Source organism: Nonomuraea sp. 3N208 (assembly GCF_052245935.1).
Lineage (GTDB): Bacteria > Actinomycetota > Actinomycetes > Streptosporangiales > Streptosporangiaceae > Nonomuraea.
This window is the reverse complement of the sequence record NZ_JBQQBR010000004.1, coordinates 25,995-52,863: the sequence shown is the minus strand read 5'-3', so window position 1 is coordinate 52,863 and position 26,869 is coordinate 25,995. Positions and strand designations below refer to the sequence as shown.

Annotated in this window: 28 protein-coding genes; 9 read left to right on the top strand and 19 right to left on the bottom strand. The window is 67.2% G+C overall.

Going from position 1 to position 26,869, the window contains the following annotated elements:
• Positions 1-36 precede the first annotated feature (36 nt).
• From ACTWPT_RS06570 to ACTWPT_RS06560, 3 genes are read right to left on the bottom strand one after another with little or no spacing between them, the layout of a single operon-like run.
• Complete coding sequence (locus tag ACTWPT_RS06570) at positions 37-915, bottom strand: GIY-YIG nuclease family protein (RefSeq protein ID WP_443176336.1); 879 nt, start codon at positions 913-915, stop codon at positions 37-39.
• Between the two features lie 23 nt (positions 916-938).
• A complete protein-coding gene (locus ACTWPT_RS06565; protein ID WP_443176335.1) occupies positions 939-2,441 on the bottom strand; it encodes a sensor histidine kinase in 1,503 nt (500 codons plus the stop codon).
• The gene (locus ACTWPT_RS06560; protein ID WP_443176334.1) at positions 2,438-3,148 is read right to left on the bottom strand and encodes a response regulator transcription factor; all 711 of its coding nucleotides are present in this window, start codon (positions 3,146-3,148) and stop codon (positions 2,438-2,440) included. Before ACTWPT_RS06560 ends, ACTWPT_RS06565 begins: the two co-directional genes overlap by 4 nt.
• Positions 3,149-3,283: 135 nt before the next feature.
• On the opposite strand from ACTWPT_RS06560, the gene ACTWPT_RS06555 reads away from it, so the two are divergent.
• A complete protein-coding gene (locus ACTWPT_RS06555) occupies positions 3,284-4,915 on the top strand; it encodes a hypothetical protein (RefSeq protein WP_443176333.1) in 1,632 nt (543 codons plus the stop codon).
• A gap of 9 nt (positions 4,916-4,924) precedes the next feature.
• On the opposite strand, the gene ACTWPT_RS06550 is transcribed toward ACTWPT_RS06555, so the two are convergent.
• From ACTWPT_RS06550 to ACTWPT_RS06535, 4 genes are all read right to left on the bottom strand, one after another.
• The gene (locus ACTWPT_RS06550; RefSeq protein ID WP_443176332.1) at positions 4,925-5,131 is read right to left on the bottom strand and encodes a cytochrome P450; all 207 of its coding nucleotides are present in this window, start codon (positions 5,129-5,131) and stop codon (positions 4,925-4,927) included.
• A 435-nt stretch (positions 5,132-5,566) separates the two neighbouring features.
• The gene (locus tag ACTWPT_RS06545) at positions 5,567-5,842 is read right to left on the bottom strand and encodes an FG-GAP-like repeat-containing protein (RefSeq protein WP_443176652.1); all 276 of its coding nucleotides are present in this window, start codon (positions 5,840-5,842) and stop codon (positions 5,567-5,569) included.
• A gap of 71 nt (positions 5,843-5,913) precedes the next feature.
• Positions 5,914-6,558 (bottom strand): HAD family hydrolase, encoded by a 645-nt coding sequence (locus ACTWPT_RS06540; protein WP_443176651.1) that lies wholly within the window; start codon positions 6,556-6,558, stop codon positions 5,914-5,916.
• A gap of 77 nt (positions 6,559-6,635) precedes the next feature.
• Complete coding sequence (locus ACTWPT_RS06535; protein WP_443176331.1) at positions 6,636-7,055, bottom strand: helix-turn-helix transcriptional regulator; 420 nt, start codon at positions 7,053-7,055, stop codon at positions 6,636-6,638.
• A 402-nt stretch (positions 7,056-7,457) separates the two neighbouring features.
• On the opposite strand from ACTWPT_RS06535, the gene ACTWPT_RS06530 reads away from it, so the two are divergent.
• Entirely contained in the window at positions 7,458-8,447 is a 990-nt protein-coding gene (locus tag ACTWPT_RS06530) for an alpha/beta hydrolase (protein ID WP_443176330.1), read from the top strand.
• A 44-nt stretch (positions 8,448-8,491) separates the two neighbouring features.
• On the opposite strand, the gene ACTWPT_RS06525 is transcribed toward ACTWPT_RS06530, so the two are convergent.
• Both ACTWPT_RS06525 and ACTWPT_RS06520 read right to left on the bottom strand, forming a co-directional pair.
• Positions 8,492-9,643: a winged helix-turn-helix domain-containing protein gene (locus ACTWPT_RS06525; protein ID WP_443176329.1), complete on the bottom strand. Its 1,152-nt coding sequence runs from the start codon at positions 9,641-9,643 to the stop codon at positions 8,492-8,494.
• A gap of 135 nt (positions 9,644-9,778) precedes the next feature.
• Positions 9,779-10,306: a nuclear transport factor 2 family protein gene (locus ACTWPT_RS06520; RefSeq protein ID WP_443176328.1), complete on the bottom strand. Its 528-nt coding sequence runs from the start codon at positions 10,304-10,306 to the stop codon at positions 9,779-9,781.
• Between the two features lie 303 nt (positions 10,307-10,609).
• Between ACTWPT_RS06520 and ACTWPT_RS06515 the strand changes: the two genes are divergently transcribed.
• From ACTWPT_RS06515 to ACTWPT_RS06505, 3 genes are read left to right on the top strand one after another with little or no spacing between them, the layout of a single operon-like run.
• Positions 10,610-11,044 carry an SRPBCC domain-containing protein gene (locus ACTWPT_RS06515; RefSeq protein ID WP_443176327.1) on the top strand — a complete coding sequence of 145 codons (435 nt, stop codon included), beginning with the start codon at positions 10,610-10,612 and terminating at the stop codon, positions 11,042-11,044.
• On the top strand, positions 11,031-11,393 hold the full coding sequence (locus tag ACTWPT_RS06510; protein ID WP_443176326.1) for an ArsR/SmtB family transcription factor: 363 nt from the start codon (positions 11,031-11,033) through the stop codon (positions 11,391-11,393). Before ACTWPT_RS06515 ends, ACTWPT_RS06510 begins: the two co-directional genes overlap by 14 nt.
• Entirely contained in the window at positions 11,390-11,773 is a 384-nt protein-coding gene (locus tag ACTWPT_RS06505; protein ID WP_443176325.1) for a VOC family protein, read from the top strand. Before ACTWPT_RS06510 ends, ACTWPT_RS06505 begins: the two co-directional genes overlap by 4 nt.
• Before the next feature lie 354 nt (positions 11,774-12,127).
• Here the strand turns inward: ACTWPT_RS06505 and ACTWPT_RS06500 are convergent, their stop codons facing one another.
• The 6 genes from ACTWPT_RS06500 to ACTWPT_RS06475 form a co-directional block, all read right to left on the bottom strand.
• Positions 12,128-12,451, bottom strand: coding sequence for a hypothetical protein (locus ACTWPT_RS06500; RefSeq protein WP_443176324.1), 324 nt, complete (start codon positions 12,449-12,451; stop codon positions 12,128-12,130).
• Positions 12,444-13,928, bottom strand: coding sequence for an ADP-ribosyltransferase (locus tag ACTWPT_RS06495; RefSeq protein ID WP_443176323.1), 1,485 nt, complete (start codon positions 13,926-13,928; stop codon positions 12,444-12,446). The genes ACTWPT_RS06500 and ACTWPT_RS06495 overlap by 8 nt, the downstream gene beginning before the upstream one ends.
• Positions 13,929-13,930: 2 nt before the next feature.
• Positions 13,931-14,170: a hypothetical protein gene (locus ACTWPT_RS06490; RefSeq protein WP_443176322.1), complete on the bottom strand. Its 240-nt coding sequence runs from the start codon at positions 14,168-14,170 to the stop codon at positions 13,931-13,933.
• Positions 14,171-14,464: 294 nt separating this feature from the next.
• Positions 14,465-14,608, bottom strand: a complete 144-nt coding sequence (locus tag ACTWPT_RS06485) for a hypothetical protein (protein WP_443176321.1) — start codon at positions 14,606-14,608, stop codon at positions 14,465-14,467.
• A complete protein-coding gene (locus ACTWPT_RS06480; protein ID WP_443176320.1) occupies positions 14,598-15,116 on the bottom strand; it encodes a class I SAM-dependent methyltransferase in 519 nt (172 codons plus the stop codon). The genes ACTWPT_RS06485 and ACTWPT_RS06480 overlap by 11 nt, the downstream gene beginning before the upstream one ends.
• A 136-nt stretch (positions 15,117-15,252) precedes the next feature.
• Positions 15,253-15,723 (bottom strand): lamin tail domain-containing protein, encoded by a 471-nt coding sequence (locus tag ACTWPT_RS06475; RefSeq protein WP_305925567.1) that lies wholly within the window; start codon positions 15,721-15,723, stop codon positions 15,253-15,255.
• 511 nt (positions 15,724-16,234) lie between these two features.
• Between ACTWPT_RS06475 and ACTWPT_RS06470 the strand changes: the two genes are divergently transcribed.
• Positions 16,235-16,435, top strand: a complete 201-nt coding sequence (locus tag ACTWPT_RS06470; RefSeq protein WP_443176319.1) for a hypothetical protein — start codon at positions 16,235-16,237, stop codon at positions 16,433-16,435.
• Positions 16,436-16,816: 381 nt separating this feature from the next.
• Here the strand turns inward: ACTWPT_RS06470 and ACTWPT_RS06465 are convergent, their stop codons facing one another.
• Positions 16,817-18,433 carry a serine/threonine-protein kinase gene (locus tag ACTWPT_RS06465; RefSeq protein ID WP_443176318.1) on the bottom strand — a complete coding sequence of 539 codons (1,617 nt, stop codon included), beginning with the start codon at positions 18,431-18,433 and terminating at the stop codon, positions 16,817-16,819.
• Between the two features lie 290 nt (positions 18,434-18,723).
• Between ACTWPT_RS06465 and ACTWPT_RS06460 the strand changes: the two genes are divergently transcribed.
• Positions 18,724-19,797 (top strand): Gfo/Idh/MocA family protein, encoded by a 1,074-nt coding sequence (locus ACTWPT_RS06460; protein WP_443176317.1) that lies wholly within the window; start codon positions 18,724-18,726, stop codon positions 19,795-19,797.
• Positions 19,798-19,911: 114 nt separating this feature from the next.
• Here ACTWPT_RS06460 and ACTWPT_RS06455 read toward each other — a convergent pair whose 3' ends face one another.
• Positions 19,912-20,148, bottom strand: a complete 237-nt coding sequence (locus ACTWPT_RS06455) for a hypothetical protein (protein WP_443176650.1) — start codon at positions 20,146-20,148, stop codon at positions 19,912-19,914.
• Between the two features lie 258 nt (positions 20,149-20,406).
• Here ACTWPT_RS06455 and ACTWPT_RS06450 point away from each other — a divergent pair, with 258 nt between their 5' ends.
• Together ACTWPT_RS06450 and ACTWPT_RS06445 are read left to right on the top strand one after the other, a co-directional pair.
• Positions 20,407-22,248: a DNA/RNA helicase domain-containing protein gene (locus ACTWPT_RS06450; RefSeq protein ID WP_443176316.1), complete on the top strand. Its 1,842-nt coding sequence runs from the start codon at positions 20,407-20,409 to the stop codon at positions 22,246-22,248.
• 213 nt (positions 22,249-22,461) lie between these two features.
• On the top strand, positions 22,462-23,667 hold the full coding sequence (locus ACTWPT_RS06445) for an HNH endonuclease (RefSeq protein ID WP_443176315.1): 1,206 nt from the start codon (positions 22,462-22,464) through the stop codon (positions 23,665-23,667).
• 236 nt (positions 23,668-23,903) lie between these two features.
• Here ACTWPT_RS06445 and ACTWPT_RS06440 read toward each other — a convergent pair whose 3' ends face one another.
• Both ACTWPT_RS06440 and ACTWPT_RS06435 read right to left on the bottom strand, forming a co-directional pair.
• Positions 23,904-24,413, bottom strand: coding sequence for a hypothetical protein (locus tag ACTWPT_RS06440; RefSeq protein WP_443176314.1), 510 nt, complete (start codon positions 24,411-24,413; stop codon positions 23,904-23,906).
• The gene (locus ACTWPT_RS06435) at positions 24,413-25,651 is read right to left on the bottom strand and encodes a hypothetical protein (protein WP_443176313.1); all 1,239 of its coding nucleotides are present in this window, start codon (positions 25,649-25,651) and stop codon (positions 24,413-24,415) included. The genes ACTWPT_RS06440 and ACTWPT_RS06435 overlap by 1 nt, the downstream gene beginning before the upstream one ends.
• Between the last annotated feature and the right edge of the window lie 1,218 nt (positions 25,652-26,869).

Genomic DNA, 26,869 nt, shown 5'->3' with positions numbered 1-26,869 from the left:
GTGGGATTCGATCGACTGCCTCAAGCGGGACGACCGTCACCGCGGCGTGCTCGTCCACCGCGGCTTCTGGATCCACAACCTGCCCAGGCTCATGTTGTGGTGCCGCTTGCGCGGGCACCGGCCAGTGGTGGACGAATACGGTCCGCACTGGTTCGGCGGCGATGCGGCACGCTGGGTGGCCTGTGACCAGTGCGGCGTACGACCCGACTCGCAGGCGATGCGTGAGCTGGGCTCGCGCACGTGAGGGCCGGGCCCGTGGCCGGACCGCCCGACCGGCCGGGCGGCCAGTTCGAAGCTGAGCGCCGCCGCCGCACGATCGCGCGCCGCTGTCAGCACCTCACGCGCGGTCTCGGCGTTCGTCCCATCGAGCGCGGAGATGACGGCTGCGGCCAGCCGTGTTCTGGACTGCGGGCCGATGCCGCGCCTTGTGGCAATGTCGCGTTCGGTGGCTGTCAGCCGGCCACGCGTGTATGACAGCGGGAACGCTCGGTGCAGCCCCGAGGCCGTCTGCCGTGTCCTCGTTCCGCCGAGGTAGGGACCGAAGCCGACGACCCCATCAAACCGCGCCATGTAGCTCGTCCGCACCCCGGCGGTGTGTGGACGCGTGTCGACCACGATGTAGATCGACGTCTCCTCACCGGCTGTGCGATTCCAGGGGGGCATGCGGGTTTCCAGCAAGTTGCGTTCGAGCCATGCGGCCTCGTGCACGGAGTCGCACGCCACCGCCTCGACTCGGGCGACTTGGGCCACCATCTGCGCCAGGTGCAGGCGATCGCGCAGGTCACCCCAGTAGGACTGCACCCGGCTCCGAAGATCGGTGGCGCATCCCAGGTAAAGGATCTGGCCGTGCCGGTCGCGGAAGCGATAGACGCCAAGCTGGTGAGGCAGCCGTGCTGCCGAGGACCTAGCTGACACCAGGCCGAGTCAAACATCGGCCGTCAAGGGGCGGCGGGACAAGCTGCCGGCAGGGTGACGGAGAATTCGCTGCCCGAGCCGTGCGGGGATGTGCGCAGTTCGATGGTCCCGCCATGCGCCTCGGCGATCGCGCGGGCGATGGCCAGGCCCAGTCCGCTGCCGTGGCGGCGTACCGGGTCGCCCTGATAGAAGCGCTCGAACAGGTGGGCGCGTTTGTCGGCGGGAATGCCGGGGCCTTCGTCGGCCACCGCGAGGCGTACGCGGGAAGGGGATCCGTTCACGCTGACGTGGACCGGAGTGCCGGGCGGCGTGTGCTGGAGGGCGTTGCCGAGGAGGTTGCGCAGAAGCCGGCGGAGCCGTTCGGCGTCGCCGGTGACCGTGGCCGGGCGCATCTCGTCCCACGCGGGGGGATCGCCCAGGAGGAGCCGTTCCCCGCGGACCTCGCCGGCGTGCACCTCGATGGCGCGGGACGTCGCCGTCAGGGTGATCGTACGGTCGGGCGCGATCACCCTGGCGTCGGAGACGATCTCGCTGACGAGCGCCTGGAGATCGACGGGCGCGGTCTCCAAAGGGCGTTGCTGATCGAGACGGGCCAGCAGCAGCAGATCCTCGACGAGGCGGCGCATGCCAGCGGCCTGGTCGGCGATGCGGCTCATCGCCGTCGTCGTCGCCTCGGGGTCGGGAAGACCACCCTGGAAATACAGGTCGGCCCAGCCGCCGATGGTGCTCAGCGGGGTGCGCAGCTCGTGAGACACGTCGGCGACGAATCGGCGGAGCCGTTCCTCGGCGCGCCGCTGCCGATCGAACGCCTGATTCAGGGCCACGGCGAGGCGGCCCGCCTCCGTGTGCGGATGGCTGACCGGAATGTGCCGGGCCCGGTCGCCGCCCGCTATGGCGGCCGCGGCGGCGGCCATGTTCTTGAGCGGGCGCAACCCCACGCGTAGCACGCCGAAGGCCAGGCCGATGAGGGCGAGCAGCGCCACCGAGGTCACGATCGCCTCGGTCACCGCGACCTGATGGAGTGTGTCCTCGTCGTCGCGCAGGGAGACGGCGACGATGACGCCGGCGAGCGGCGCCGAGGCACCTGGCTCGACGTCCAGCGCGTGGTAGACGATGCGGTAGGGGTCGCCGGCGACCTCAAGCCGTTCGCTCCGTCCCGGATCCCGGCCGAGTCGCGCGACAGCGGGCGCGCGCAGGGCCCGGATGAGGGCGTCGCGGGCTGGATCTTCGGTTGAGTGGGCGGTGAAAACCCGGCCGGCTCCGTCCACCAGGGCCGCCTTGACCCGGTCCCGCCCCAGGACCAGCACCGCTTCCTCGATCGCCCGCACGCCATAGCCGCGGGCGAGAACCTCGTCGATGCGCTCGGACATGCCGGTCAGCCGGCGCTCGGCTCGGACAGTGAAAGAGGAATGAAGCAACGCGTAGGTGGCAAGATCGGAACCGACCAGCCCGACCGTGACCAGCACTATGATGCCGGCGAGCAGCCGCCCACGCGTCGTACGCGGAATCGGCCGGAGCCCGCTCACCGTGACGGCACCCGCAACGTGTACCCGAAGCCGCGGATGGTGTGCAGCAGTGGCTCCTCCTTGGTGTCGATCTTGCGGCGGAGGTTCGAGACGAACTTCTCCACCACCCCGGCGTCGCCGCCGAAGTCGTACTGCCAGACCTGGTCCAGGATCTGCGCCTTGGACACCACGCGGCCCGCGTTGAGCAGCAGGTAGCGCAGCAGGCGGTATTCGGTGGGGGACAGCTCGACCGGCTGCCCGGACCGGCGGACCTGGTGGGCGTCCTGGTCCATCTCCAGGTCGGCGTGCCTGAGGACCCTGTCGGGCGCGCCCTGCGTACGCCGCAGCAGCGCGTGCAGCCGGGCGACGATCTCACCGACGCTGAACGGCTTGGTGACGTAGTCGTCGCCGCCGAGGGTAAGCCCGGTGATCTTGTCCTCGGTGCCGTCGCGGGCGGTCAGGAACAGCACGGCGACGGTGTGGCCGCCGAGCCGCAAGCGGCGGACGACCTCGAATCCGTCGATGTCGGGCAGCATCACGTCCAGGATGACGATCGCCGGCTCGAACTCGACGGCCGCGCGCAGCGCCGCCCTCCCCGAGGCGGCACAGGCGACCCGCATGCCCGCGAAACGCAGCGTGGTCGCCAACAGCTCGACGATGTGCGGGTCGTCGTCGACCACCAGCACGCGAGCACCGGATGAGCGTGCGGACTCCGCGGATTCGTTCATCGATCTAGCTCCTGACGTCCTGCTGATGAATGCTAGCGGCGGGCCGGGAACCAGGGTGCCGACGATCTCGGATCGTCAAGAAACCGTCAGGAAAGCGTCCAGCGGACGGCAGCGTGCCGCCCCACCATGCCATTCATGAGTTATTCGACCAGGCCGCGCGCCGCCATACTGATCAGCGCCGTCGTCACTCTGACGTTGACCGGTGCTGTCCCGGCGGCCGGCGCACAGCGACGAGACGACAACGCCTGCGCTACCGCCGGGTGCCTCGGCGGCCAAGCGCTGCCGCCGCCCGTGCCGGAGAAGGTGGTTCAGCACGTCGTCCCCCTGCCCGCCTCGATCACGAGCGTGACATTCCCCGGCTACACCGCCGACGGATCACGAATCCTGGCCGCGGCGACGTCGACCGGCTTCACCGGCACTCAACTGGTGTCCTTCACCGAGGACGGCACCGACGTGCGCTGCCTGACCTGCGGGACGGGGAACGGCGCCGACGTGCTCAAGCCGTTCGCCTTCCCCGACGGCCGCCGGGTGCTGATACGCCTCGGCGCCCAGTCGCCCTCCTCACCGGCGGATCACGGTGTGGTGGAGTGCGCTCCCTCGGTACTCGACTGCCGCGAGGCGACGATCGTGCCGATCGTGCCGCCGTCGGCCGATGACCCCAACGTCGTGCAGGACCAAAGGGAGCTCCGGGTGGCTCCGGACGGGGTCCATGTGGCGCTCTCACAGATCCGCCGTACGGCCGGAGGCCTGCCCTCCGGAGTGGGGATCGTCGGCAGGCTGGTCCGGCATGGTGACGCCTACCAGGTGGAGGACGCCCGGGCGGTGGCGGAGGGATCGGGTGAACTCAAGGGATTCACCCCCGACGGCCAACAGATCACCTATACCCGGTTCCTCAACGCGTTCGAGGCCGGCAACCCCGACGACGTCACGGTCGACCTGCGTACCGGATCGGAGAAGCGGGCGACGACCGCACTCGACTGGGACGAGGACATCGACTTCTCCCCTTACCATGCGCAGGGCCGGTGCTGGATGGTGGTCGGCAGCGGCCGCGGCGCCGGGCTGCTCGAAACGGTTTCGCAGGTCCGCCGGCCGACGCTCATCGAAGCGGGCCTCTCGTCGCTGCCGTTCTCGGTGTTCAACCAGCCGCAGGTCGCCGAACCCTGGCTGGTCGACGAGTTCGACGCCCGCGGCGACTACCTCGGGCAGCCGCTCGCTCCCGGAGCCGTGGCCGGCGGCTGGAACTCCAGAGCGAACTTCACCTGGAAGCCGGACGGCACCGCCGTGATCTTCGGGCAGCAGCAGATCGGCGGCACGAAGTCACGGGTCGTGCTCGCTCGCCTGCCGCAACGCAAGCCCGGCAGGGCCGTCACCGGCCCGGCGACTCCCACGCCGGGTTGGGCCCCGCCGCTCGCCGGCTATGTCCCGGCGGACCCGATGCCCCCGAAACCCCTCGACGGAAAGGTCTCCGGCCGCGCTGAGGTCAGTCTTCGTCCCTCCCCGGTGCCGGACTACGATTTCGTGATCGAGGTCGCCTACACGAACTTCGCCGACGAGCCTGGATTCGTGATCGATGGCGTCGAGCGCAGCTATTTCGACCGGCCGGGGGTCAATGGGGCCGATTCCCTCTACAGCGCGGATCTCGTGGTTTCCGGAGGCCATACCGGATATCTCAAGGCCGACAACGTCCTGATCCGCCCTAACGCCATCCGGGGCACCATCGAGTCCCGAGTGGACGACCGCCACCTCACCCTGGGCCCGCTGCCCTAGCGTCGATCGTCACCAGGTGCCGGGCAGCTCGTGCATGCCGTAGACGGCGGCGTCGTCCTTGAACGCGAGCTGCTCGGCGGGGACGGCCAGTCGCAGGCCCGGGACCCGGCGGAAGAGGGTGCTGAAGACGATCTCCAGCTCCACGCGGGCGAGGTTCTGTTCCAGGCACTGGTGCGGGCCGTAGCCGAACGCCAGGTGGCTGCGGGCGTCGCGCATCCAGGTCCGCCCGGAGCATCTGGTCGATCAGCGGCTTGAACGGGTCCAGCCGGGACGGCCGGGGCGGCAGCGGCTTGCGCGGCTCGGGCCAGACCGAGGCCAGCGCCTTCTCCACCGTGCGGAAGCCCACGTTGTGCTTGCTCTGGATGGCCCGGATGGACAGCCCCGCTCGAGAATCGCGGCGGATCGCCGCGTACAACTCGACTTTGGACTTGGGCTGCACCAGCGCCACCTCATCCCGCGAAGCACATCAATGCTCTCACCGCAAGCCCTCGGGCGCTGTTACTTCTCAGCGACATCGTCTTCAAGAAGAAACGATCGCTGTCGCAGCAGACCGTTAAACGCTGTCACTTGTCACCGACAGAACCAGTCAATGATCGTAAACGCTGTATCGCCTGCCGGCGGCCACGCGACGATGGGCGAGGTCGGCCCGCCTCATTCAGTCGGCAGGTCGAATCGGCCCAGCACCTTCCTGCCGTCGGTCACGATGATCTCGAAGCTGTTCTCGCCGCCGGCGAAGGCGAGTTCGTCGTCCCCGTCGCCGTCGTAGTCCCCCGCCGCGAGCGGCTCGGCCCGGCTCACCCCGTCGACTGCGCCGCCGGCGCGCAGGCCACTCGGACTGCCCCACCAGATCCGGACCGGATCGTAGAAGCGGTTCCCCCCGCCGAAGGCGAGGTCGTCGCGACCGTCCCCGTTGAAGTCACCGGAGATCGCCGCCTTTGATCATTGTGCGTGGGAACCCGTTGAGACGACCATGATGTGACCGCGGCGTTGGGCATTGATCACGAAGCATCGCGGGCGAGGAGGGCGCGACCGAGTGCATATGCCTCGGCCAGATCGTTGCCGCGATAGCTGACGGTCGCCAGTTCAGAAAGGTGATGATCGGCGTTCACCGCGACCGTCTTGGTCAGCCACCGGAAGAGCGGAGCATCCGACATCGAATCCCCGTAGGCCACGCACCGTGAGCGCACGAGGTCGTACTGCCCACACATCTCCTCCACAATGCGGACCTTGTCGCGTGGAGTGAGGATTTTGGCGGGATCGAGCGGCTCCAGGAAGGGAAGCGCCGGAAACTGGGAGGCCACCACGGCATCGAAGCCCAGCTCAAGAAGATGCCGTGCGAAGAAGTCAGGCGACATGGTGATCACCACGCAACGCTCACCGCGCTCACGGATGTCCGCGCAGACCTCTCGAATACCGGTCAGCCACGGACTGGCGGCGAATGCCTCGGCGACAGCCGACGGCGTCAGATCTCGCCACAGCTCATGGATAGCGGCCGCGAACCCTCGGGTGTCGATCTCACCGGTCGCGAACCGCGTTTCCAGCTCGACCAGCTTCTCCGTAGATCCGAGATGCCGGGCGATCTGCAGACTGGCCGTCGATCCCTCGAGCAGCGTTCCGTCCATGTCGAAGACGTGCAGAGTCATCACAGCACGTAAGTGTGGGCGATCGACCGCGTACGACACCAACGGATAATCGTGCGCTCCAAGGCCCAAGCCCCTCCTCACATCGACAAAGGCTCGGCGCGGGCAGACCGTTCATCGCGTACCCGGAATCGGTAGCGCAGCGGTGACTCACCCACCTCCCGTTTGAACGCGGTGCTGAAAGCGCTCTCGGACGCGTACCCCAGCTCGACCGCCAGCGCCCCGACGCGGACATCGCCGTCACGAAGAGCGCGCTGCGCCAGCAGCATCCGCCAGCGGTTGAGATAGGTCAGCGGTGGCACGCCCGCCACGGTCCGGAAGCGTTCGGCGAACGACGTGCGCGACATCGCCGCGGCCCGCGCCAGCTCCTCCAACCCCCAAGGCCTTCCGGGTTCGGCATGCATGATGGTGAGCGCCGGGCGCAACCGTTCGTCGGTCAGCAGTCGCAGCTGTCCCTTCCGGATGAAGTTGGCGGCCGGGACGGTTCTGGCCAGCGGCACGACACCTTGGTCCGGACGGTTTCGAGCGGAGTTGTTCAGGTCTTTCTGTCGGCGAGAGGACTCAAACGTCTGGGGTAGTCGATCGGCATGAGCACCGATCGGGCGCCAGCCGACGCCGCAGGCCACCGGACCGGCCGGCGGAGTCGAGCTGAGCATCTTCGAGCTGGACGGCGCGGCCATCGTGTCAGCCCCACAACGGTCGGACCCGTACTGGCCGGATCCTGATCGGTCTCCGTCGGAGGAAGCGGCCAGGGGTGTCGCGCCGCGGGGTTCGGGGTTCCCTGCAATATGTCCAGGAACGGGACGGCTGTTGTGCCTGACGATGAGTCGGGGTGTGGCCGGGGTGCAGACAGGGGCCGTACCCGATGCTGCGCATGACGGTGGCGGCTGACGCTGTTTGCCATGACTCGCATATGGAGATCCCGCGGCGTCCGGAGGACGGTGTCGATCCTCCTCGCCGCCCTGCTGGCGCTCTGCGCCACCGTCGGGCTCGGGCCGGCCGCGCTCGCCGCGCCGGCTCGCGCGCACGTCGTCGACGAGCAGCGGGTACGGCCCCGCGTCGTCGACCTGACCATCGACTCGCCCGCCCTCGGCAAGACCGCGAAGGTACGGCTTCTCACCCCGGACGGCTGGGAGCGGCGCGGCCCCCGTGACCGCTGGCCGGTGCTCTACCTGCTGCATGGCATAGGTGACTCGCATGAGACCTGGACCCGTGACAGCGACGTCGAACGGCTTGCCGAGCTGCGCGACGTCCTGGTCGTGATGCCGGAGGCCGGGTTCGCCGGCTACTACACGAACTGGTGGAACGACGGGGCGTACGGGCCACCGGCATGGGAGACGTTCCATCTGACCGAGATGCGCCGCATCCTCGAACGCGACTACGGCGCAGGCAAGCGGCGGGTCGTCGCGGGCCTGTCCATGGGCGGCTACGGGGCTTTGGTCTACGCCGCTCGGCATCCCGGGCTGTTCCGGGCGGTGGCCAGCTACAGCGGGCCCGTCCACCTACTGCATCCCGAGCACGTGCGCAGGTGGCGGGAGGCGTTCAAGGAGGCGCCGGAGTACCGCGGGCTCTGGGGCGATCCCGTCGCCCAGCGCGCGATCTGGAAACGCCACGACCCGTACGCGCTGGCTCGGCGGCTGCGGCCCGTTCCGGTGTTCCTGAGCTGTGGTGACGGGCGTCCCGGCCCGCTGGACGAGGCCGGAGCGAAGGCCGACGAGATCGAGGCGTTCGACAACGTGCTGAACCGCTCACTGGCCAGGCGGCTGGAGCGGGTCGGGGTGCGCGTGACCACCGACTTCTACGGGCGGGGCACGCATTCGCCGGCGTACTGGGAGCGGGAGCTCCATCGGTCGCTGCCCATGCTGCTGAGCGCGTTGCGGTCGGCGAGATAGCTCAAGAGGGCTGCCCCAGCAGCACACCCGCGCGGTGGGGGGCCTCACCGTCCCGGCTCGGGAGCGAGGGGTGGGCCATCGGGGAGGCCGCCCGAGTCGCGCCAGGTGGCGAGGAACCCCTCCGCCACGGCGCACGAGCCCGCGAACGGGCCGCCGGGGTGCTCCAGCGACGTGGCGGTGAGCCGGCCGACCCGCTGTCCCACCAGGGCCCGTGCCGAGGCGGCGTCGGAGACCTGGCCGGCTCGTTCGGCGAGGTAGCCGATCGTGGCGCCGGCGCCGCAGACGAAGTCCGCCAGCGTCACCACGCCACGCTCCAGCAGCGTACGCAGCCCGGCCGCGGTGTAGGGCACGTTCGCCGCCGGGGCGACCACGCGGGCGCGTACCCGGGCGGCGCGCTCGGCGGTCAGGGTGCCGGTCCGCGCGCCGGGCACCAGCACGTCCGCGGCCGCCTCGTACAGTGCCCCGGCGGGATGCACGGGCAGACCGAGCCGGCCGACACAGGCGTCGCCGTGCTCCGCGCGCAGCCCTTCCAGGGCGGTGACGTCCAGCCCGGAGGGGTCGGCCACGCAACCGTGCAGGGTCGAGAGGGCGACGATGCGCGCGCCCCGCCGCGCGGCCTCCCGCACGACGGCGCCACCCACCTTGCCGAACCCCTCCACCGCGAGCGTCCGCCCGGCCAGACCGCCGAGCGCGGTCTCCGCGGCAACGACCACGCCCAAGCCGGTCACGATGGTGTCCACCAGCTCGCCGCCGACCTCTTGGTGCATCACCGAGTCGGTACGGTAGCCAGGCAGCGGGGCGAAGTCCTGCGTACGCGTGCCCAGATCCGAGGCCGTGAGGAAAACGCCCTTCTCGACCAGCGGAGTGATCTCCTGGCAATAGCGGGCCACGGTGGCCGCCCGGTCCTCGGCCTTGGCCCGCAGCACCGCCTTGGCACCGCCGATCCGCTCGCCGAGCACGGCCAGCTTGTACGTCATCGCCCGCGCCAGCAGCCTGGACACGTATCCTTGGACCGCGTTGCGTGCCGAGGCCGGAGGCTCCTGCTCCCACACCGCCGTCATCAGCCGATCGACCGGAACCGTCCGGCCCGCATTGAGCATCAGCATTGCCAGCACCGAACGCTGCTGCGCAGTGGGAGGGCCGAGGAGCGTGTCTCCCGCCCAGATCCCGACGGGCCCCAGCAGGCGAAACTCCACACCTTCCGGATGGTGCGCCTTCGCGAGCCTGCTTCCTGGCCCCGTCATGACTCGGTGCCCTGCGGGTTGCGGTTGACCTCGGCGACGTCGATGTCTTGCATCTCCTGGCCCTTTGCCAGATATGACCATGGGATCTCACTCACCGGTTGGTGGAATGTTCCCCCAGTACTCGTGCAACGCGCTGATACGCTCACCCGTCACTCTGACGATGATCGTCTCCCAGTTCAGGTAGCCGGCCGTCGAGGGCGAAGCGCCGCGGGAGTCGTACTCGTACAGGACCCGATCGCCCATGGTGGTGACGTTTCTTCGCCGGCCCTGCACCCTATTGCCGTTGTCCGCGTGGAACTTGGCCCATGCCGCGATGGCCTGCCGCCCGGCCTCGCCCTCGTGGCGCCCTCGCCACTGGCCTTCGGGGAACCAGAAAGAGAAGCGCGGTGTCAGCATGCCCAGGAACGGGTCCCATTCCCCGGTGCGCCAGCCGTGGTCGAAGCGGTCCATCGCCCGGTCGGCCACGCGACGCACGCCACCGGCACCCTCCGCGGAGATTTCCGCCGAGGCGTGCCTTGAAGCGGTCAGTACGGCCGCGCCCGCAAGGGTGCCGACGGCGACCCCGAACAGGGTTCGTCGGGACTCAGGGTGTTGTGCGGAAGGACGATCGGTCATCGGGAGGTCCCTTCTGTTGATCACGAAACGGGATTAGAGCATGAGCACCCGAAAGATGCCGTAAATGCCGGCCCTTGCGTTTTAAGGTCGCTGTCCCGTGACAGCGAGCCTTGAGCTTGGCGCGGAGGGATACCCCGATCATGTCGCCGGTCCGGTTGCGCGGGTGGCGGTCCAGGCTGGTGAGGGATGCCGCATGTGCGGGTGCGTAGTAAGTCGCCCTCCGTGCTGGGGCTTGCGGGGCAACGATCGCAACCTATAGGTTGCCAATTAATGGCAACCCGCGGGTTGCGAAGGAGGGTGAGCATGGTTTCGGACGCGATCGAACGTGTGCTGGTGCTGCGGCACCCCATCGAGCGGGTGTGGGCCGCGCTGACCACCGCGGAAGGGCTCTCGCGGTGGTTCGGCTCGGTGGCGGAGATAGATCTGCGGCCCGGTGGGCGCGCGTTCTTCCGTTGGGACGACCTCGGCGAGGAGTCCGTCGCCACCATCGCGGTGGTCGACCCACCACACCGTTTCGCGTTCAGGTGGGCAATCGCGGGCCTGCCGGAGGATGACGCTCTCCAGACGCTTGTGGACTTCACCCTGGAGCCCGTCCCGGACGGCACTCGGCTGCGCCTGGTGGAGCGCGGGTTCGCCCAGGCCGCCGACGACGTGGCCCAGTCTGCCCGCAAGGCCAACAGTCAGGGATGGGACACGGAGCTCGTCGACCTGGGGGCCTACCTCGATGCGGCCGCCTGATGTGGAGGGGCAGGCCGTTGCGGTGTTCGCGGCGCTCACCGATCCAACGCGGCGGGCGCTGCTGGAGGAGCTTGCCCGCGCCGGGCCCGCAACCGTCACTGATCTGGCGCGGCGGTTGCCGATCAGCCGCCAGGCGATCGCCAAGCACCTCGGCCAGCTCGCCGAAGCGGGCCTGATCAGCTCCGGCGAACCGGCCGGCCGCCGCCATCCCTACCGGTTGGAACCAGCCGCCATTCGCACGGCCCAGGTGTGGCTGGCCAGGCTCGCCAACAGGTGGGATGACCGGCTGGCCGCGCTGGAACGCGCACTGGACACCACTGACACGAACCAAGGAGTCACGCAACAATGAGCAAGCCTGAATTCACCGCCGGCCTGAACCTCGCCATGAAGATCCCCAAGGCACAGTACGAGGCCACCGTGGCCTTCTACCGCGACACTCTGGGCTTCGACGTCAAAGAGGACGACGTCTCCTACGCTCCGACCGTCTCGAGAACTCATTCGGTGCGGTTCGGTCCCAATACGCTGTGGCTCGACTGTGTCGACAACTACAGCCAGCCCGACCTGTGGCTGCAGCTCCACACCGATGACCTGGACGCGGCAGCGAGCAAACTGGCCGACATCGGTATCCACCCGTGTGACGAGGTCGAGCCCCTGGAGAACCTCAATTCCAGAACCCACTGGATCAAGAACCCAGCCGGTGTCATACATCTGCTCGCGGAGTCCGGCTGATCCTGATGTCCCGATGAGGTGAGCAGCCACCCTCGGCGGTAGCGCGGAGCCAAACGCCCAGCTTCCCGAGTCGCTCAAGCTTCGGGTTCTATGGTTCTTGGTAGGCCGTGAAACGGCGATCTTCACCCGAGCGCGGCGCAGCTTCTCGATGGTGCGGGGTCGTCCTGGACGACCGGGTGGCGGCGGTGCTCGAGCGGGCGATGCCTGGGTGGGTGCCACGACGGAACTGACTACTACCTGTCCATAGCGCTGCTGGCCGGAGGGCTTCTGCCGCTGGAGAGATTGCCCAGCGGGTTGAGGCTCCGAGACGCCGCCCCGCAGTTGGCCGGGAACTTGACACAGAGGGGATTCGCCTCAGGACGCAACGCGCAACTCGAAGTCCGGTGCGTACAGGGCGGGGTCTAGCAGCTCACTGGCGGGGACTCCTGCCTTGTGGGCCTCGGCGAGAATCTGCTGCATGCGTCCTCTCACATAAGCCATGTCCGGCTCGGGATCCTCGATGCGGGTGAACCCCGCGGCCTGACGATCGTCGGTCCACACATGTCCGAGCAACCGCCCGTTGCGGTCGTGCACCGCGGCCCGGCGTTTCGGGCCGGTGGCCTTGAAATCGTAGGAGTCGTTCTCCGAGGCGAACCTGGCGGTGACATCGTAGAAACGAGGATTCGGGGTGTCAGCCATCGACGGGTCCCTTCCAGCCGAGGTCAGCATCCATGGATGGTCGGGCGTCCCAGTCGGGCGGCTTGGTCCAGCCCTCCGGTACGACGTCCGCTTCCATGTACCACTGGCCGTCCTTACGGTACACATCGCGCACGATGTACGACGTGCCGCGGCGCAAGAGGATCTCTCGTTCGATCATCAGTTTGGTGATGGGGAACATGTTGAGCGCTTCGTATCCTTTGGGCACCCGTAACATCACGCGGAGATCCCCGTCGAACCCGGCTCTCCGGCCCACGCTCGTGCTCAAGTAGCCCGGTTCGGTGAGGACGCGGCCTGCCAACGCCTCCATATCGTCGATTGAGTTGATATCGACCCCCAGCGACTCCAAGAACTTCTTGCCCACGCCTCTGTGCAGGACCACGTCGGATGGCAGATGAGACTTGGCGATCGCCCGGTCCATGGCGGCGACATCGTCGGCGACGTCGGGAGACAAGACAAAGCCGGGATCGGCGTCCTTTGCCCGCAGTTCCGGGTTGATCTTCTTGTAGCCGATGCCGCCGTAGAAATCCAATGCGCGCAGTTCCTCAGGGGTCAGGTCCGGTAGCGGCAGGTTGTCCCGCGCCCATGCACGTCCTTCGGCGTTGCTGACGTGCCGTACGGCATCGTCCAGAGGATTCGCACCCGCCACCGCCGGCGTGCTCTTCGAGGCATCGATCAGGCCGCTGTCGCCGGAGGGACGCTCTTCGATGCGCGAGAGCGAGGTCGAGGGTTTGGGGTTTATCACGCTCTTGGCCGCCTTGCCCAGTGCTCCGACCGCCCGGGTGGTGCCTGAGACTGCGCTGCTGGAGCCGCCCGTGGCGATGGCTGCGATGATGTCCGGGATGAGGCGGCCGAATGCCCGCTCGGGATTTGAGGCCCAGGTATCCCAGTCCAGCGCCGACTTGGCGAACTCAACCGGGTTCTGAACGCCGTAGAGCAGGCCTTGGGCCAGGTCGCTCATGTTGCGTTGCCAGCCCCAGAAGTCGACGATTGCCCGGTTGGGCGAGTAGTCGATCACCATCTTCCCTAAGCCGGCGACGCTCTCCACCGCGCCCTTGGCCGCTTCTGTAAGCCCGTCGCCGGAGTTCAGGTTCGGGTCGAAGGTGGCCTGGATCTGTTGGCCGACGCGGTCCCAGAAGCCGCCGGTCGTGGGGAGAACCGCTCCGGGGGCGAAGTAGGAGTCGTCGACAGAGATCGGCGGCTTGCCCGCGCCGAAGAGCTCCGGCTTCTCCAGTTCCATGCGCTCTAGGAGGACCAGCCGCTTATTGATCTCAGGGCCCTGGGTTCCGGCCCACGCCGCTACTCGGCGGATGGTGTCGGCCGAGGTGGGCAGCAGCCACGCCCGGCTCAGTAAGTTCCATAACTCGTTGCCGATGGAGTCCAGCGACGTCTCAGCCTGGCGCAGTGCGTCCTTCAGGCTGCGGACTCCCTCGGGGACCATGCCCTCCAGTTGGCCCATGGCTAGCCGGGGCTGTCCGCTGGCGTACGGGCTAACAGCGCCCAGAGTTCGTCTACCGCACCGGCGCATGCCCCGAGCAGGGCTTGGCGCTGAGAGGTCAGTTCGTCGGCGAAGCGTTGAGCGGCCGGGCCGGTCCAGATGTTCTGCGCCATGAGGGCGACCGCGCGGTCGAGACCGGGCCTGGCTTGATCGGTGAGCTCCTCGGCTCGGCGTAACGCCTGTTCCACTTGCTCCCGGGTCATACGTGACTCCTTGGGTGCGACGATCAGGTTTGAGACCAAGACATGAGGCCATTGGACGTCCCCCCACCTACCGCAGCAACCGAATCGTCAGGATTGGTCTGAAGTGTCAGATGGTGCCGACGCCAGCCCGCGAGAGCATCCCGGACGTGGGCGCTTCAAAGGCCTCACGGCAGCAATGACCTGGGAAAACACCCTCAAGATCACCTCAGTCATATCCCCAGATCATGGTCCTACGGCTGTGGAGACCAGTGCTGCTGTGGCGCCCGGCCGGTACCGCCGCCAAGTCGCGGTGGGCTAGGACTCGTAGGGCTTGTGGGCCAGGAAGAAGGCTTGCCGGCCCGATCGGGGCTTCTCGCTCTCGTCAGGCTCGCGGATCAGCTGAGCGTCCAGGACAAGCCCGGCATCGCTCAGGAGTTCAGCGATGTGCTCAGAGGGCATCCAGTAGATATCGATGGCCATAGCCTTGGTTCGCGTGGCGACGCTCATCACCGACCTTGAACGCAATCAGCAGATGACCGCCCGGGGTCAGCACCCGATGAATCTCGGTGAAGACCGTCGGCAACACCTCTGGCGGGGTGTGGACGGTCGAGTACCAGGCGACGGCGCCGCCAACAGCCTCGTCCGCCAGGTCCAAGGCGGTCATCGATCCCTCTTCGAACCGCAGATCCGGATGGTCTCGGCGGGCGACTGCGACCATCTCCGGCGACAGGTCGATGCCGAAAGCGTTCACCCCGAGAGACTGCAGGTGGGCAGTGATGCGGCCGGGGCCGCAGCCGAGGTCCGCGACTTCCTTGGCGCCCGATGCCTGTACGACTTCGGCGAACGCGGCCAGCATGGCGCGATCGAGCGGCTTGCTCACCAGTTCGTCGCGGAGTAGCTCGGCGTAGTCGCCAGCGACGGTGTCGTAGGCCACTTGAGTGGCATGCAGGTAGGTGGACTCAGTCATGGCCAAGGACGATAGCCCCGTCGGCAGCCGTCAGTCAGCTGGCGTGGGCTGGTCCACCTGGGCGCGGCCTTGGGCTCGCCAAGCCCTGAACGCGATACCGGCACCTGCCGGGGGCCGTTTGCATGTCCGGTCGAGGTCAGCAGATCTTGTAGTCGTCCCGCGTCGAGTTGTACGAGCAGGAGTCCACCAGCGTGCCAGACGGGTTCCGCAGGTACGCGGTGTCCCTGGCCTGGTTCCAGATGTAGGCGAAGGTCCCCCCGCTCCTGCCCCAGTAGCGCGTGGTGGTGGTGTTCTTACCTTTGCCGGTCCGCACGGTGACCGTCTTCCCGGCTCCGAGGGTGAATGCGCCGAATGTGTAGACGTGATCCGACCGGTTCGTCTTGTCGCGGAGGGTCCACCCCTTGAGGCTGACAGCCTTCTTGGTCGTGTTCTTGATCTGTGCGTATTCGCCGTTCAGGCTGCTGTTCGCGCCGAAGTCTGGCGAGCCGGGCGAGTCGTAGTAGATCTTGGTGATTTGAATGGCCGGGCCCGCCGCGTAGGCGGGCTGGGAGACGACGACCACCCCAGCGGCCAGCATGGCGGCCGTCAGCAGAGATCGGGTACGCACAGGGATACTCCTGGGGTGGGGGACATAATCCAAATCAATTATATTGATGGCATTAAGATACCGATGGAACGTTCCTGCATCGGTTTGGTATCCGATAGAGCTTTTGCGTACCGGTCGTTCATGGGGGATCGGCCTGGTGTGCGCCGCTCGTAGCGGACACGATGTCGGAAAGACCGTCAAACAGGACCATACCGTGACAGTGCAACACTGCGCAGTTTAAAGATCACGTCCAGAGCTGCGTCTTCCGGAGGCCTGGGAGGAAAGAACGATGAGGGCCGATCTCATTGAGAAATCGGCCCCTGACTAGCATGAACTCTTCCAATTAAAGCTGCCGCTGCTATTCGAACTACGCAGACGGAGCACAGATCACGAAGGCGAGCGCACCGGTTTGGATGGTTCCTCCCTCAGGGATCTTGATTCGGACAGTCCAATCCCTTGTGCTGGGTGTTCCATCGCTCCGTACTGGTCCGTTAACTGTGGTGATAGTGCCAGGAGACGGATGCCACCAGATATGCTGACCACCGCCGATAACTACCTCGCCATCGGCACACTGAAGGGTTGCACCGTAGAACCCTCCGTAGTGGTTCTGGAACTCTGCCCTGATTATGCGCGTGGACCTGATGCCGGGAGCGCCGTCCTTGCCGTCTTTCCCGTCTGCGCCCTTGAGCGAGGCAAGGAATTCAGCTTCGGTTCCGGTGAAGCCGTTTTCTAGGGCGATCTCGTAGGCGCTCTTGCCGTCGTTTCCGGCGGCACCCGCGGGCCCAGTCGAGCCTTGCGGTCCAGGTTCGCCCCTGAGTGAGGAGAGGACTCGGCCTCGGTGGCCGCGGCGGAATGCCGTCTGCGCCTGGACGGCCTTGTTGGCCGAGAGCGAGCCTTCAGGGACGTCGACGGTGGCCGCCTCGTCGAAGTACCGCTCGGCGCCGTGGGGCCGTCCCTGAAAGGAGGCGGAGTATCCGAGGGTTTGCAGTGCCCAGTTCCGGAGCGTGGGCGGACCTTCCGGCCGACCTGGTCGAAGAGGCACTCGCACTCTGGCTGCTCACGAGAGGCTTCAACCCCGCCACGCCAGGCGCCTTGGGCCTGGTGTTGGCACCCTTCACTGGGGCCGGTGGAGGGTGAAGTCGTCGAACGACACGGTGATGACCCCGCCTCCGGCCTCCGGCACCCGCGCGGCCAGGCCGACCTGACTGGTCGCGCTGTCGGGAAGCGTCTCCGAGTCGACGACGTCGATCGTCTGGGTTCCGTCGATCCACAGCGTCAGGCGGGTTCCCGCGTCGGCCTGCCGGCAGGCGGCCTGGATGCGGACCTTCTGCCCGGCTCGTGGCGCCTGGGCCTGTACGGGAGGCGTTACATCGAGATTGGTCCCTTGAGCGTTTCTGATAACGCGTGCGACGCCGTCGAGCCCGAGCAGGAACGCGTACCCATTGGGCACGTCTTCGTCCCAGCGGCACAGGAGCCCGAAGCTTGCCCGGCCCGTCGAGCCCTCCTGCACCTGGGCCGTCACGCCGATCATCACCTGGCGTTCGACAGTGGACGCATTCTTGGCGGGCACGGGGGAGAGGGCCGCATTGCTGGGGTAGCTCTTGTCGGCCATGAGCGAGAAGACGCCCCGGTCGATCTCGTAGCCGCGCATGGTGCGGTTGTCGCCTTCGGCGTCGGGGCTGAAGGTGTAGCCGTCCCAGTTACCCCGATCGCCGAAGTCGTCGCTGTAGAGAAGCGTGCCGCTCGCCGGCGCCTCACGCTGCACCATGAGGATCACGCCCGCGACAAGCAGCGCCGTAAGACCGGCCGCGACTCCCGCGATCCACCGCCGCGACTTCGCGGGGATCGAGGTGGACGGCTCTCGCCCCGGCGGCGAGGCGTCCGTTACGGTTCGCGTGTCCGCCGAGGATGCGCGGCCGGCAACGTCTGGATCGTTCCCCGTGAGGCTGCGCAGCAGGTCGGCGGCGGTGGGCCGGGCGCCGGGGTCCTTGTCCAGGCAGGCGGCCAGCAGCGGGCGGAGCTCGCCCGGCACGCCGGACAGGTCGGGGTCGCCGGCCGTGATGGCGAACATGAGCTCGGGAATCGTCGCGCCGCCGAAGGCGCGACGCCCCGTGGCGGCGAACGCCATCGTGCAGGCCCAGCTGAACATGTCCGACGCCCCGCTGGGCGGCTGCCCGGTGAACTGCTCGGGGGCGAGGTAGGCGGGGGTGCCCATGACTCCGGCCGCGGTCGTGGTGTGCTCCACGGTGCTGGCGATGCCGAAGTCGATGACCACCGGACCCTCGGGGCCGAGGATCACGTTGCCGGGCTTGAAGTCGCGGTGCACGACCCCTGCCCGGTGGATCGCGGCCAGGGCCGTCAGCGTGGCGACCGCCAGCCGGTGCAGTCCGCTGCCGGTACGCGGGCCATCGGTGGCGACCGCCTCGGCCAGGGACCCGCCGGGGATGTACTCGCTGACCACGTAGGGGCGGCCATGGAGCACGCCCACGTCCAGCACGCGGGCGGTGCAGAAGGGGGCGAGCCGGCGGGCGGTGTCAGCCTCGCGCAGGAACCGGCGACGGCTTGCGGCGTCGATCGCCGCCCTGTGGTGCAACATCTTGATCGCGACGTGGGCGCCCGACGGCGCTTCCCCGAGGTACACCACGCCCTGCCCGCCCTCGCCCAGCACGCCGCTCAGCCGATAGTCGCCTATCCGCTCGGGCTCTTCCGGATCCAGGGAACGCGGGCTCACGGCCCACCTTCGATCTTCTCGATGTCGTGGTGCGGAAGCCAGGATAAGAGCCGTTCGCTCCCCGTACAAGCGGGTGCGCATCATCACGGCAGACGGCCCGCCTGGCGTCGGCAACCTGATCACGAGGCCATGCCGCTCGGCGGCGCTCCTCCCGCGGGGCGGCCGGCCTGCGCGGCCACCGGTAGGCGGCCCTCCGCTGATGGGCTCGGGACAATAGAGCGTGCCGAGTACGCGATTCCGGAGTCGCTCCGGCAGGAGATCGCTCCGGCTCCCAAGGAGGTCTGGCTTTCATGACAACGACGTTCGGGGCGATCGGCAGCGGGCGGCGGACCCGGTTCTTCCTGCGGTTGGCCGCGGCCATGCCGGACCGGTTCAGGGTCAGCGGCGTCGTGACGCGCAGCGCGGATCGGGGCAGCGAGATCACCGCCGAGTGGGGCGTGCCGGCCTTCCGCGCGGTGGACGAGTTGCTCCGGCGTGATCGGCCCGACTACATCGCCGCGGCGGTGCCATGGGCCGCGATGCCGGACGCGATCCGCGAGGTGGCCGGGCACGGGATGCCGGTTCTCGCCGAGACGCCACCCGCGCCGGACCTCGCCGGGCTGCGATCATTGTGGCGGGACGTGGGCGGCACCGGCCTGGTCCAGGTGGCCGAGCAATACCTCCTGATGCCCGGACACGCGGCCCGGCTGGCACTCGTCCGGGAGGGCGTCATCGGCGAGCCCACCTCGGTCCAAGTCTCCTCGACCCACCTGTACCACGCTGTGTCGCTCATCCGCGGCCTGCTCGGCATCGGCTTCGAGGCCGCCGAGGTACGTGCCGGCGCGTTCGAAGCACCGCTCGCCGACCCGCTCGGGTCCGACGGGTGGACCGGGGACGACAGGCCGCAACGGCTGACCACGACCATCGCCACCCTCGACTTCGGCGGCAGGATCGGCCTGTACGACTTCACCGACAACCAGTGGTGGAATCCCCTGCGCATGCGGCGCATCGTGGTGCGCGGCTCGATCGGCGAGTTGGCCGACGACCGGGTGGTCCGGCTGATCGACCCCGTGACGCCGGTGGAGTCCCGGCTGATCCGGCGGGAGACCGGCATCGACCTCAACCTGGAGTTGCGTGACCTCAAGCACATCAGCTTCGACGGGCGAGTGATCTATCGCAACCCGTTCACCGGCGCGGCCCGGTCCGACGACGACATCGCGGTCGCGGACATCCTCGAGCGCACGGGCGCCTGGGCCCGCCAGGAGGGCCCGCCACCGTACCCGCTCGCCGAGGCATGCCAGGACCACCTGATCAGCGTCGCCATCGAGACGTCAGTGAAGACCGGCGGCCCGGTCACCACCGGCGAGGAGGCCTGGGCGGGGTGAAGGATCTCCGCGCTCCTCACCGGACTGTGTCGCGCGTCCGTCGCCGGCAGGACTTGTTGCGAACCTCCGCCGACGACACCTCCGCCGCCGACGTCAATCGGAGACCAGCACGGCTCACCCCTTCAGCTGCCCGGCGCGCAGCCGGGCCAACGCCTCGCGGGCGGCGGAGAGCGGGAACCGCCGCCCTGGGGAAGCGGGCCCGGTTTTCCGGACACTCAACCGCCCGCCTCCGCTACCGACCACCACGAGCTCCCCGTCGGCGCGAAGGCTCCTGGCGGACAGGTCGAGCGTCGAGTCGGTGCCCGCGAAGTCGAGCACGACGTCGACGCCGTACCCACCGCTCGCAGCCAGCCGGCTTCGGCATGCGTTTGCAGTTCACGGATCTTCCGCTCCACCCCAGCGATCCGTTGCGCATCGGAGGCTCTCGATCGGCTGATCGGGACTGGATTTAGTGAAGATCCCGGTAATCTCAGGACGTATCGGTGATGCGGCCCGACGGGCTTCCGCTCTGATGGCGGACACGCCCCCATACCGCACGAGTCTTTCGTGCTGCCTGGGGGTAGATCCGTGGCCGTTTTCCGGCATTCGGCGGAAAGTCTGGTCCAGCTGGTGTCCGAGTCGGTGCCCGAACGCGTCCTCAGTGATGTGATCGCGGACAACCTGCGCGCCACCCAAGGGATCAATCCAGGTAGGGGTGAACGCAAGTCCTGGGACCGGAGCATCCCGATCCTGGCCAGGGATCTGGTCGAAGCCGGGCTTGGCGGCGTCGAGATGCTCATCGAGTACCAACTCCCATTAACCAGCAAGCGGGCCGACGTCATCCTCGCCGGGCGCGACCGGCGAACGGGCGCCGACTCCTACCTGATCGTCGAGCTCAAGCAGTGGAGCCAGGCCGAGCTGTACGAGGACGACGCCGATCTTGTCCTGGTGTCGGGCATGGGCGATCGGCCCAAGCTTCACCCCGTCGTGCAGGTGCGGGGCTACTGCGAATACCTGGCCGATTTCGTCGGGGCCCTGGATCAGCACAGGAACGCGGTGCGCGGGGTTGCTTACCTGCACAACGCTAGCGATCCGGACATCCACGATCTCTATGACCACGTCGAGGACGAGCGCACCCGGCTCTTCAGCAAGACACGTAGGGGCCAGTTCGTCGACTACCTCAAGGCTCAGTTCGCGCCCGAGCCCGGGGCCCTGGCGGCCGATCGCCTGCTGTCCAGCGCCATCCGCCCGTCCAAGCAACTGCTGAAGGTCGCCGCGGGCGAGATCAAAAACCGCGACCAGTTCGTCCTGCTGGCCGAGCAGCGTCTGGCCTACGAAATGGTCCTGCACGCGGTGGAGAAGGCACGGGCGGACAACTCGAAGCAGGTAGTGATCATCACGGGAGGACCCGGCTCCGGCAAGAGCGTCATCGCGCTGTCCCTGCTGGGCGAGCTCTCCGATCGCGGCTACTCGGCTCTGCATGCCACCGGTTCGCGCTCCTTCACCGAGACGATGAGGCGCGTTGTCGCCAGGGGATCGACGCGGATGAAGGCGATGTTCAAGTACTTCAACAACTTCATGACCGCCAAGCCCAACGACCTGGATGTACTGATCTGCGACGAGGCCCACCGTATTCGCGAGACCTCGGCCAACCGGTTCACCAGGTCGGCCGAGCGGTCGGGCCGGCCACAGTTGGACGAGTTGATCGCCGCGGCGCGGGTGCCGGTGTTCCTGCTGGATGAGCATCAGGTGGTACGGCCCGGGGAGATGGGGCGGGTCGCTGACATCACGGCCCATGCCGATTCTCTCGGCCTTGCCGTACACCAGGTCGATCTGGACGCGCAGTTCCGCTGCGGCGGGAGCCGCAAGTACGAGGACTGGGTGCTGCGACTGCTGGGCCTGGACGGCGGCGCTCCGGAAGCATGGACGGGTGACGACCATTTCACCGTTTCCCTCGCCGAGTCGCCATACGAGTTGGAGGCCCTGTTGAGGAGCAGGCTGGAAGCAGGGTATTCGGCGCGGATGACGGCGGGATTCTGCTGGCCCTGGAGTTCCCCGAACGGGGATGACAGCCTGGTCGCGGACGTACGAGTCGGTGACTGGGCGCGGCCGTGGAACGTCAAGGGTGACAGGGCCGTAGGGAACGCTCCGGCCAGCGCCTTGTGGGCCACCGCGCCCGGCGGGTTCGAGCAGGTGGGATGCGTCTACACCGCCCAGGGCTTCGAGTACGACTGGAATGGCGTGATATTTGGCCCGGACCTTGTCTATCGCGACGGCAAGCTGGTCACCGTGCGCAGCGCCAGCAAGGACCCAGAGCTGGTGCGCAGGGGAGTCAGCGACGAACACGCGGACCGGCTGATCCGCAACACCTACAAGGTGCTGCTGACTCGCGGCATGATGGGCACCACTGTGTATTCGGTCGATCCGGCGACGCAGGAGTTCCTCGCGGGGCTGCTGGAGCCTCGTGTATGAGGGCTCGCTGGCCTTGGCGATACGCGCGAGCATCGCCTCCTCCAGGCCAGCCTGGGTGCGGTGGATGGCGGAACTCCCAGGCGCCGACCGTCACGGTGATCGCGTCGAAGGACCCCGAGCCCGGGACCTCGTGTTTGGCGTCGGCTGTGATCACCGTGACCCTGTCGCACTATCTGAGCCCGTGTCGGATAAATCGGACCATAAGCTTGCGCTGTGGGACTCTCCGATCTTCGTCGTGAAATGATCCTCGCCGCCATGGCGGAGTACGACCGGATAGGCCGGGATGCGTTCCTGGAGACGTACGGGTACGGGCCGGCCCGCGGATACTTCCTCGTTCATGAGGGTCGTCGCTACGACTCGAAGGCCATCGCGGGCGTCGCCCACCGCGGAGTCACCGGGCGACCGCTCCTGCCTGAGGAGTTCTCCGGCGGTAGGGAGACCGTGGCACGCCATCTCATCCGCCTGGGATTCGACGTCTCCGCTCTCGGCCTGGCGCTCGGCGAGCACACGATCGAGACCTTGCTCCTGAAGATCGATTCGCTCCGCACCGACAGGTCCAAGCTGACCGACCAACCCCGCCGGCATCAACCACTGACGCTGTTATGGGCGTTAGGCCGAGCCGCACAGACGGAGCCGCGCCTGGAGACCTGGGCGCGGACAAGTGCTGAGATCTCCTCGCTCATCGAAAAGTTCGGCCATGCCGACGACCGGCCGAATCCCGAGTTCCCTGTGCTCAGGCTGTTCCACGACGGCCTTTGGGAACTGGACGAGTCCGACGTCCCACCGGCCAGCACGAGCTCTGCCCAGCAATGGATGCGCGACCACGCACCGACGGGCGGCCTGCGACCGTGGGTCCACACCATCGTGACCAAGCAGGCGGACGTACGCGCGCAGATCGTGCTGCTCCTCCTGGCGAAGTACTTCCAGGGTGTCGACCACGACGCGCTGCTCACCACGGTGGGGCGGTCGACCGTTCCGGACGCTGAGGTGCCCTTGAATGAGGGCACCCCGATTCCGGAGCGCCGACAGTCCACCACGATGCGAGTGATCCGCGATTCCGTCCTTGCGCAGCAGATCAAGGACTTACACGGACACCACTGCCAAATCTGCGGTCTACAGCTTCGACTTCCGAACGGGTCGTACGCCGAAGGAGCCCACATCCGTCCGGTCGGCAAGCCGCATAGCGGCCCCGACGAGCCCGGCAACATCCTCTGTCTTTGCCCGAACGATCACGTCCTCTTCGATCGGGGTGGTCTCACCCTCACGGACGATCTGCTTGTCTGCGACGAAGTCGCCGGCCAGATCAGAGGCAGTCTCCGCCTCGCTCCGCAGCACACGATCAACATCGCCCACGTCGCCTACCATCGCCAGGTGGCCCGCCAAGATCGCGGGGCGGACTTCGGCTGTGCCGCGCACTGACCGTCCCTGATCACTGGCCAGCAGTTCCATGGCCAGGGCGACACTCTGGCATCCTCCTTAGGAGAGTGGTAGCTGTCCGGCTGGATTACGTGCTCTGACCTGCACAGATGATTCGCACCGCCCGCATCGTTCGAAGATCATCCCGCGCATGTCCCTGCACCAGTCGAGGGTGGCACTACCTCACTCGGTGTCACGCGGACCTACACTGCGGGACGCCTGTGCCGGGGTGAGTCCGCCTACGGAAGCGTTCGAAGGGCGACCACAATGCTGGCGACCATCAGGATCAGCGCCAGGACCTCCAGCAGCAGTGCGATGAACAATAGCCTGACGCGCACCCTGTTGACCCGCCTCAGTTTGACCAGCAAGCTCGCTTGAAGCTGGTACTCCTCCCGCGAACTCTCTTCGTCGGCGATGTGCCAGTCGGGCTGATCGGCCGCCTTGACCAGTTCGGCGTCGTCGATCACGTATGTACGCACCGGCAGGTTGATGAGCAAACCCGTGATCGAGGCGGCGATGAGTGCGCCGAAGGCACATGTGAGCAACAGCACCGTCGGCTGTGGCACGGCATAGGCTTGCGTACGCGCGGCCAGTGAGACGAAGCCGAGAACGATCGCGACCAGGGTGCCAGAGGTTGATATGACGACGATAGCTCGCTGTTCGAGTGCCCCTTTGAGTGCCCGTTCGTCGGCCAACTGGTCCAAGAGGAGGGAGAGGTAGCGGCCGCCCGACGGTGCCTTCTCCGTCATCAGCCGAGCCTAGGTTTGATCGTCGGTCTGGGGGATCTAGGTTGCCGCGACAATACTCTGATTGGCCACTGTAGATCCCGCTCCGGCAACAGGTCCGTCGAAACCTCCCGCCGCAGGTTGAGATCTTGGGCTGCGGCGATCACCGCATCAGCAAGACGCAGTTCCGCGCCGATGCTGTCCATTTCGGCCTTGATCCGGCCGATTCTCTGCTCGATGCCCAAGCCTTCCGCCTTCGCATCTGCCAGCCGTATCACCGCGGGCTGTTGTTCGAGGTAACCGGCGGTCATCTTGGCCAGGGCGCGCCGCAGTCTCCTTGGGAGCCTGCCGGACGCCTTACCTCTGTTCAGCAGGTACAGCAGTGTGCGTGAGGGCGCGCGGTCCGCGATGCCAAGTGGTTTCCCCGCGCGCAGCCGCGCTGCCATCCACCGGCAAAGACGTGCCTCCTCACCGTCCCATCTGACAGCGACATCGTCCAGCTCTTTCGCAATTTCAGCGCGGTATCGCTCCCAGTCCTTGGTGACCGCCTGGGCCGCCACCCTCCGCGCGCCGATATCACGGCGATTGGCGACGCGTGCCTCCTTCGCCGACTCTAGTTCCAACTCCTTTTCCCTGATCCTCGGCAGCACGGGTTCGATTCTCGTCTTGATCTTCTTGAGGAATTGATACACGCTGGAATCCTCCTCCAGCGGAATTGCGAATACCGTCCGCTCCTGCAGCGAGACGACCACGACGCAGGGCACTAAGGACTCCGGTATGCCGAAGAACTCCTGCATGTGAGTGACAGCTCGGGTGAGCGCTATTTGGTGCTCACGCAAGGGGCTTGGTGGGGTCGGTGTGGCGACAGCGGTGGAAGTTTGCCCTTTGGGCCGGCGTACCTTGGGCCGCTCCGCGGCCATCCGGACCGCCCATGGGGACACGCGTGAAGAGCTGTACAATTTACGCTTGTTCGAGGCGCACTGCACGCCGTCCACCAGTAGGACCTGCGGCTCGTAGCTAGACCACGTTGCACGTTCTGAGGACAGTGTGATGCGCCCGGGCGCGGGGGTGAACACTCCCAAATAACGTCCGGTGAGGTCGTCGATGTCCGCCCAGTTCCGGAAGAACGTCCGCTGCAACTCCGGAGCATCGGCAGAACGGGCGAGCAGGAACACCAACCCGGCGAATCCACCGTCACTCAGGGTGCGAAACGGCAGGTGCAGAAACGCCTTGACCGAAATCTCTGCATCCCAACTGTACATCTTCGTCCCTTACAGTCTGAGTACTACCATACGGTGGAGACGCCATAAGGCTTTTGATGATCAGAAGTATGCACTACGCCCCGCTTACGCAACTCACGATTCTACCAAATACGTGTTCGACGTCGAGCGCCATGTGTTCACATCCGCTGACGCCAGCACGTCCTGCGCGTCGGTTCTTGACGGCATGAATACGCATCTTCATGCGACAAGGAGCAGCAGAAGCAAGGCGTACGTAGCACGCTCCCAATGCCGAAGCGGCTCGGCGGTGTCAGTGTCGCGTTCGACGTACACCGGGAGCGCCTCGACCGCTCCCTGGGCGTTGATGACCGCGTGCACCCCAGTCGGCGCTGTGCCTTCTCCGCCCGGACCGCACCGACCGGGCCGGCCGCCTGCCCGGCCCGTGCCCACGCCGCTCGCCACGGCCGCCGATCTTCGGCGTCCAGCCCACAGGCCCGCAAGAACAGCCCCATGCGCCCCCAGGTCGACCGCGTTGTGCCGCTCAGTAGGTCGCTACCCTTGCGGGACGGCTGTCCGCAACATCGGCTTCACCTGCATCTGCCCTGGTCACGACATGGAGCTTTATGATCTTGTGGACAGCCAGGCGTTGCTATACGTCAATTAGGGACGGCGGCCCGCCCTCATGCTCGATGGCAAGTGGACCCGTACCGCAGGGCCGCCAGGCCCGAGGAGCGGAAGCCACGCGGCAGCATTCAATGAAGCTACCGTGGGGAGATATTTGGCGATGTAGACACACCCAACCTGACCAAAACCACTCGGCTCGGATACCCACAGCATGCTGGGTGGGCATCTCCGAACCGCGCGGTCGTTCCGTTCGACCATGGCCGCGGCCAGTCACCGATGACGACCTCGTTCACCAGGGAGTGCTCTGGGCGCGGATCGCTCCAGGGCCAGCAGCAGTCGGCGACCATGCGGGCTGTTCCCGGCTCGGCGCGCAAGGGTAGTCTCGAGTTCCCGGCGTGAGTGCACGAGCGTATTTCGAAGTCGTTGTCGCCGTTCCACAGCGTCGGACCGCCGTCCGCGAGACAAGTAGTCGAAGCATTACTTCCCGTAGGCGCGTCTGTCGCTGCACCTGAACTGTCAGATCAGCACGTCGAGGCCGCTCCGTTCAGCGTCCGTGAAGCAAAGCCGGAGTGGCGGCTGACGCGTGTGGCCTTGCTCGAATCCGTAGAGCCCTACTGGATTGTTGTCGTGGCCAGT

Bases quoted from the DNA above. Each gene is read 5' to 3' on its own strand.
- ACTWPT_RS06440 (WP_443176314.1), bottom strand. From the start codon at position 24,413: ATGACGGAGAAGGCACCGTCGGGCGGCCGCTACCTCTCCCTCCTCTTG.
- ACTWPT_RS06515 (WP_443176327.1), top strand. From the start codon at position 10,610: ATGGTTTCGGACGCGATCGAACGTGTGCTGGTGCTGCGGCACCCCATC.
- ACTWPT_RS06480 (WP_443176320.1), bottom strand. From the start codon at position 15,116: ATGACTGAGTCCACCTACCTGCATGCCACTCAAGTGGCCTACGACACC.
- ACTWPT_RS06435 (WP_443176313.1), bottom strand. From the start codon at position 25,651: ATGTACAGTTGGGATGCAGAGATTTCGGTCAAGGCGTTTCTGCACCTG.
- ACTWPT_RS06485 (WP_443176321.1), bottom strand. From the start codon at position 14,608: ATGCCCTCTGAGCACATCGCTGAACTCCTGAGCGATGCCGGGCTTGTC.
- ACTWPT_RS06555 (WP_443176333.1), top strand. From the start codon at position 3,284: ATGAGTTATTCGACCAGGCCGCGCGCCGCCATACTGATCAGCGCCGTC.
- ACTWPT_RS06470 (WP_443176319.1), top strand. From the start codon at position 16,235: ATGCTGACCACCGCCGATAACTACCTCGCCATCGGCACACTGAAGGGT.
- ACTWPT_RS06500 (WP_443176324.1), bottom strand. From the start codon at position 12,451: ATGGCTGACACCCCGAATCCTCGTTTCTACGATGTCACCGCCAGGTTC.
- ACTWPT_RS06505 (WP_443176325.1), top strand. From the start codon at position 11,390: ATGAGCAAGCCTGAATTCACCGCCGGCCTGAACCTCGCCATGAAGATC.
- ACTWPT_RS06560 (WP_443176334.1), bottom strand. From the start codon at position 3,148: ATGAACGAATCCGCGGAGTCCGCACGCTCATCCGGTGCTCGCGTGCTG.
- ACTWPT_RS06530 (WP_443176330.1), top strand. From the start codon at position 7,458: ATGACTCGCATATGGAGATCCCGCGGCGTCCGGAGGACGGTGTCGATC.
- ACTWPT_RS06550 (WP_443176332.1), bottom strand. From the start codon at position 5,131: ATGCGCGACGCCCGCAGCCACCTGGCGTTCGGCTACGGCCCGCACCAG.
- ACTWPT_RS06540 (WP_443176651.1), bottom strand. From the start codon at position 6,558: ATGACTCTGCACGTCTTCGACATGGACGGAACGCTGCTCGAGGGATCG.
- ACTWPT_RS06510 (WP_443176326.1), top strand. From the start codon at position 11,031: ATGCGGCCGCCTGATGTGGAGGGGCAGGCCGTTGCGGTGTTCGCGGCG.
- ACTWPT_RS06495 (WP_443176323.1), bottom strand. From the start codon at position 13,928: ATGGGCCAACTGGAGGGCATGGTCCCCGAGGGAGTCCGCAGCCTGAAG.
- ACTWPT_RS06520 (WP_443176328.1), bottom strand. From the start codon at position 10,306: ATGACCGATCGTCCTTCCGCACAACACCCTGAGTCCCGACGAACCCTG.
- ACTWPT_RS06490 (WP_443176322.1), bottom strand. From the start codon at position 14,170: ATGACCCGGGAGCAAGTGGAACAGGCGTTACGCCGAGCCGAGGAGCTC.
- ACTWPT_RS06460 (WP_443176317.1), top strand. From the start codon at position 18,724: ATGACAACGACGTTCGGGGCGATCGGCAGCGGGCGGCGGACCCGGTTC.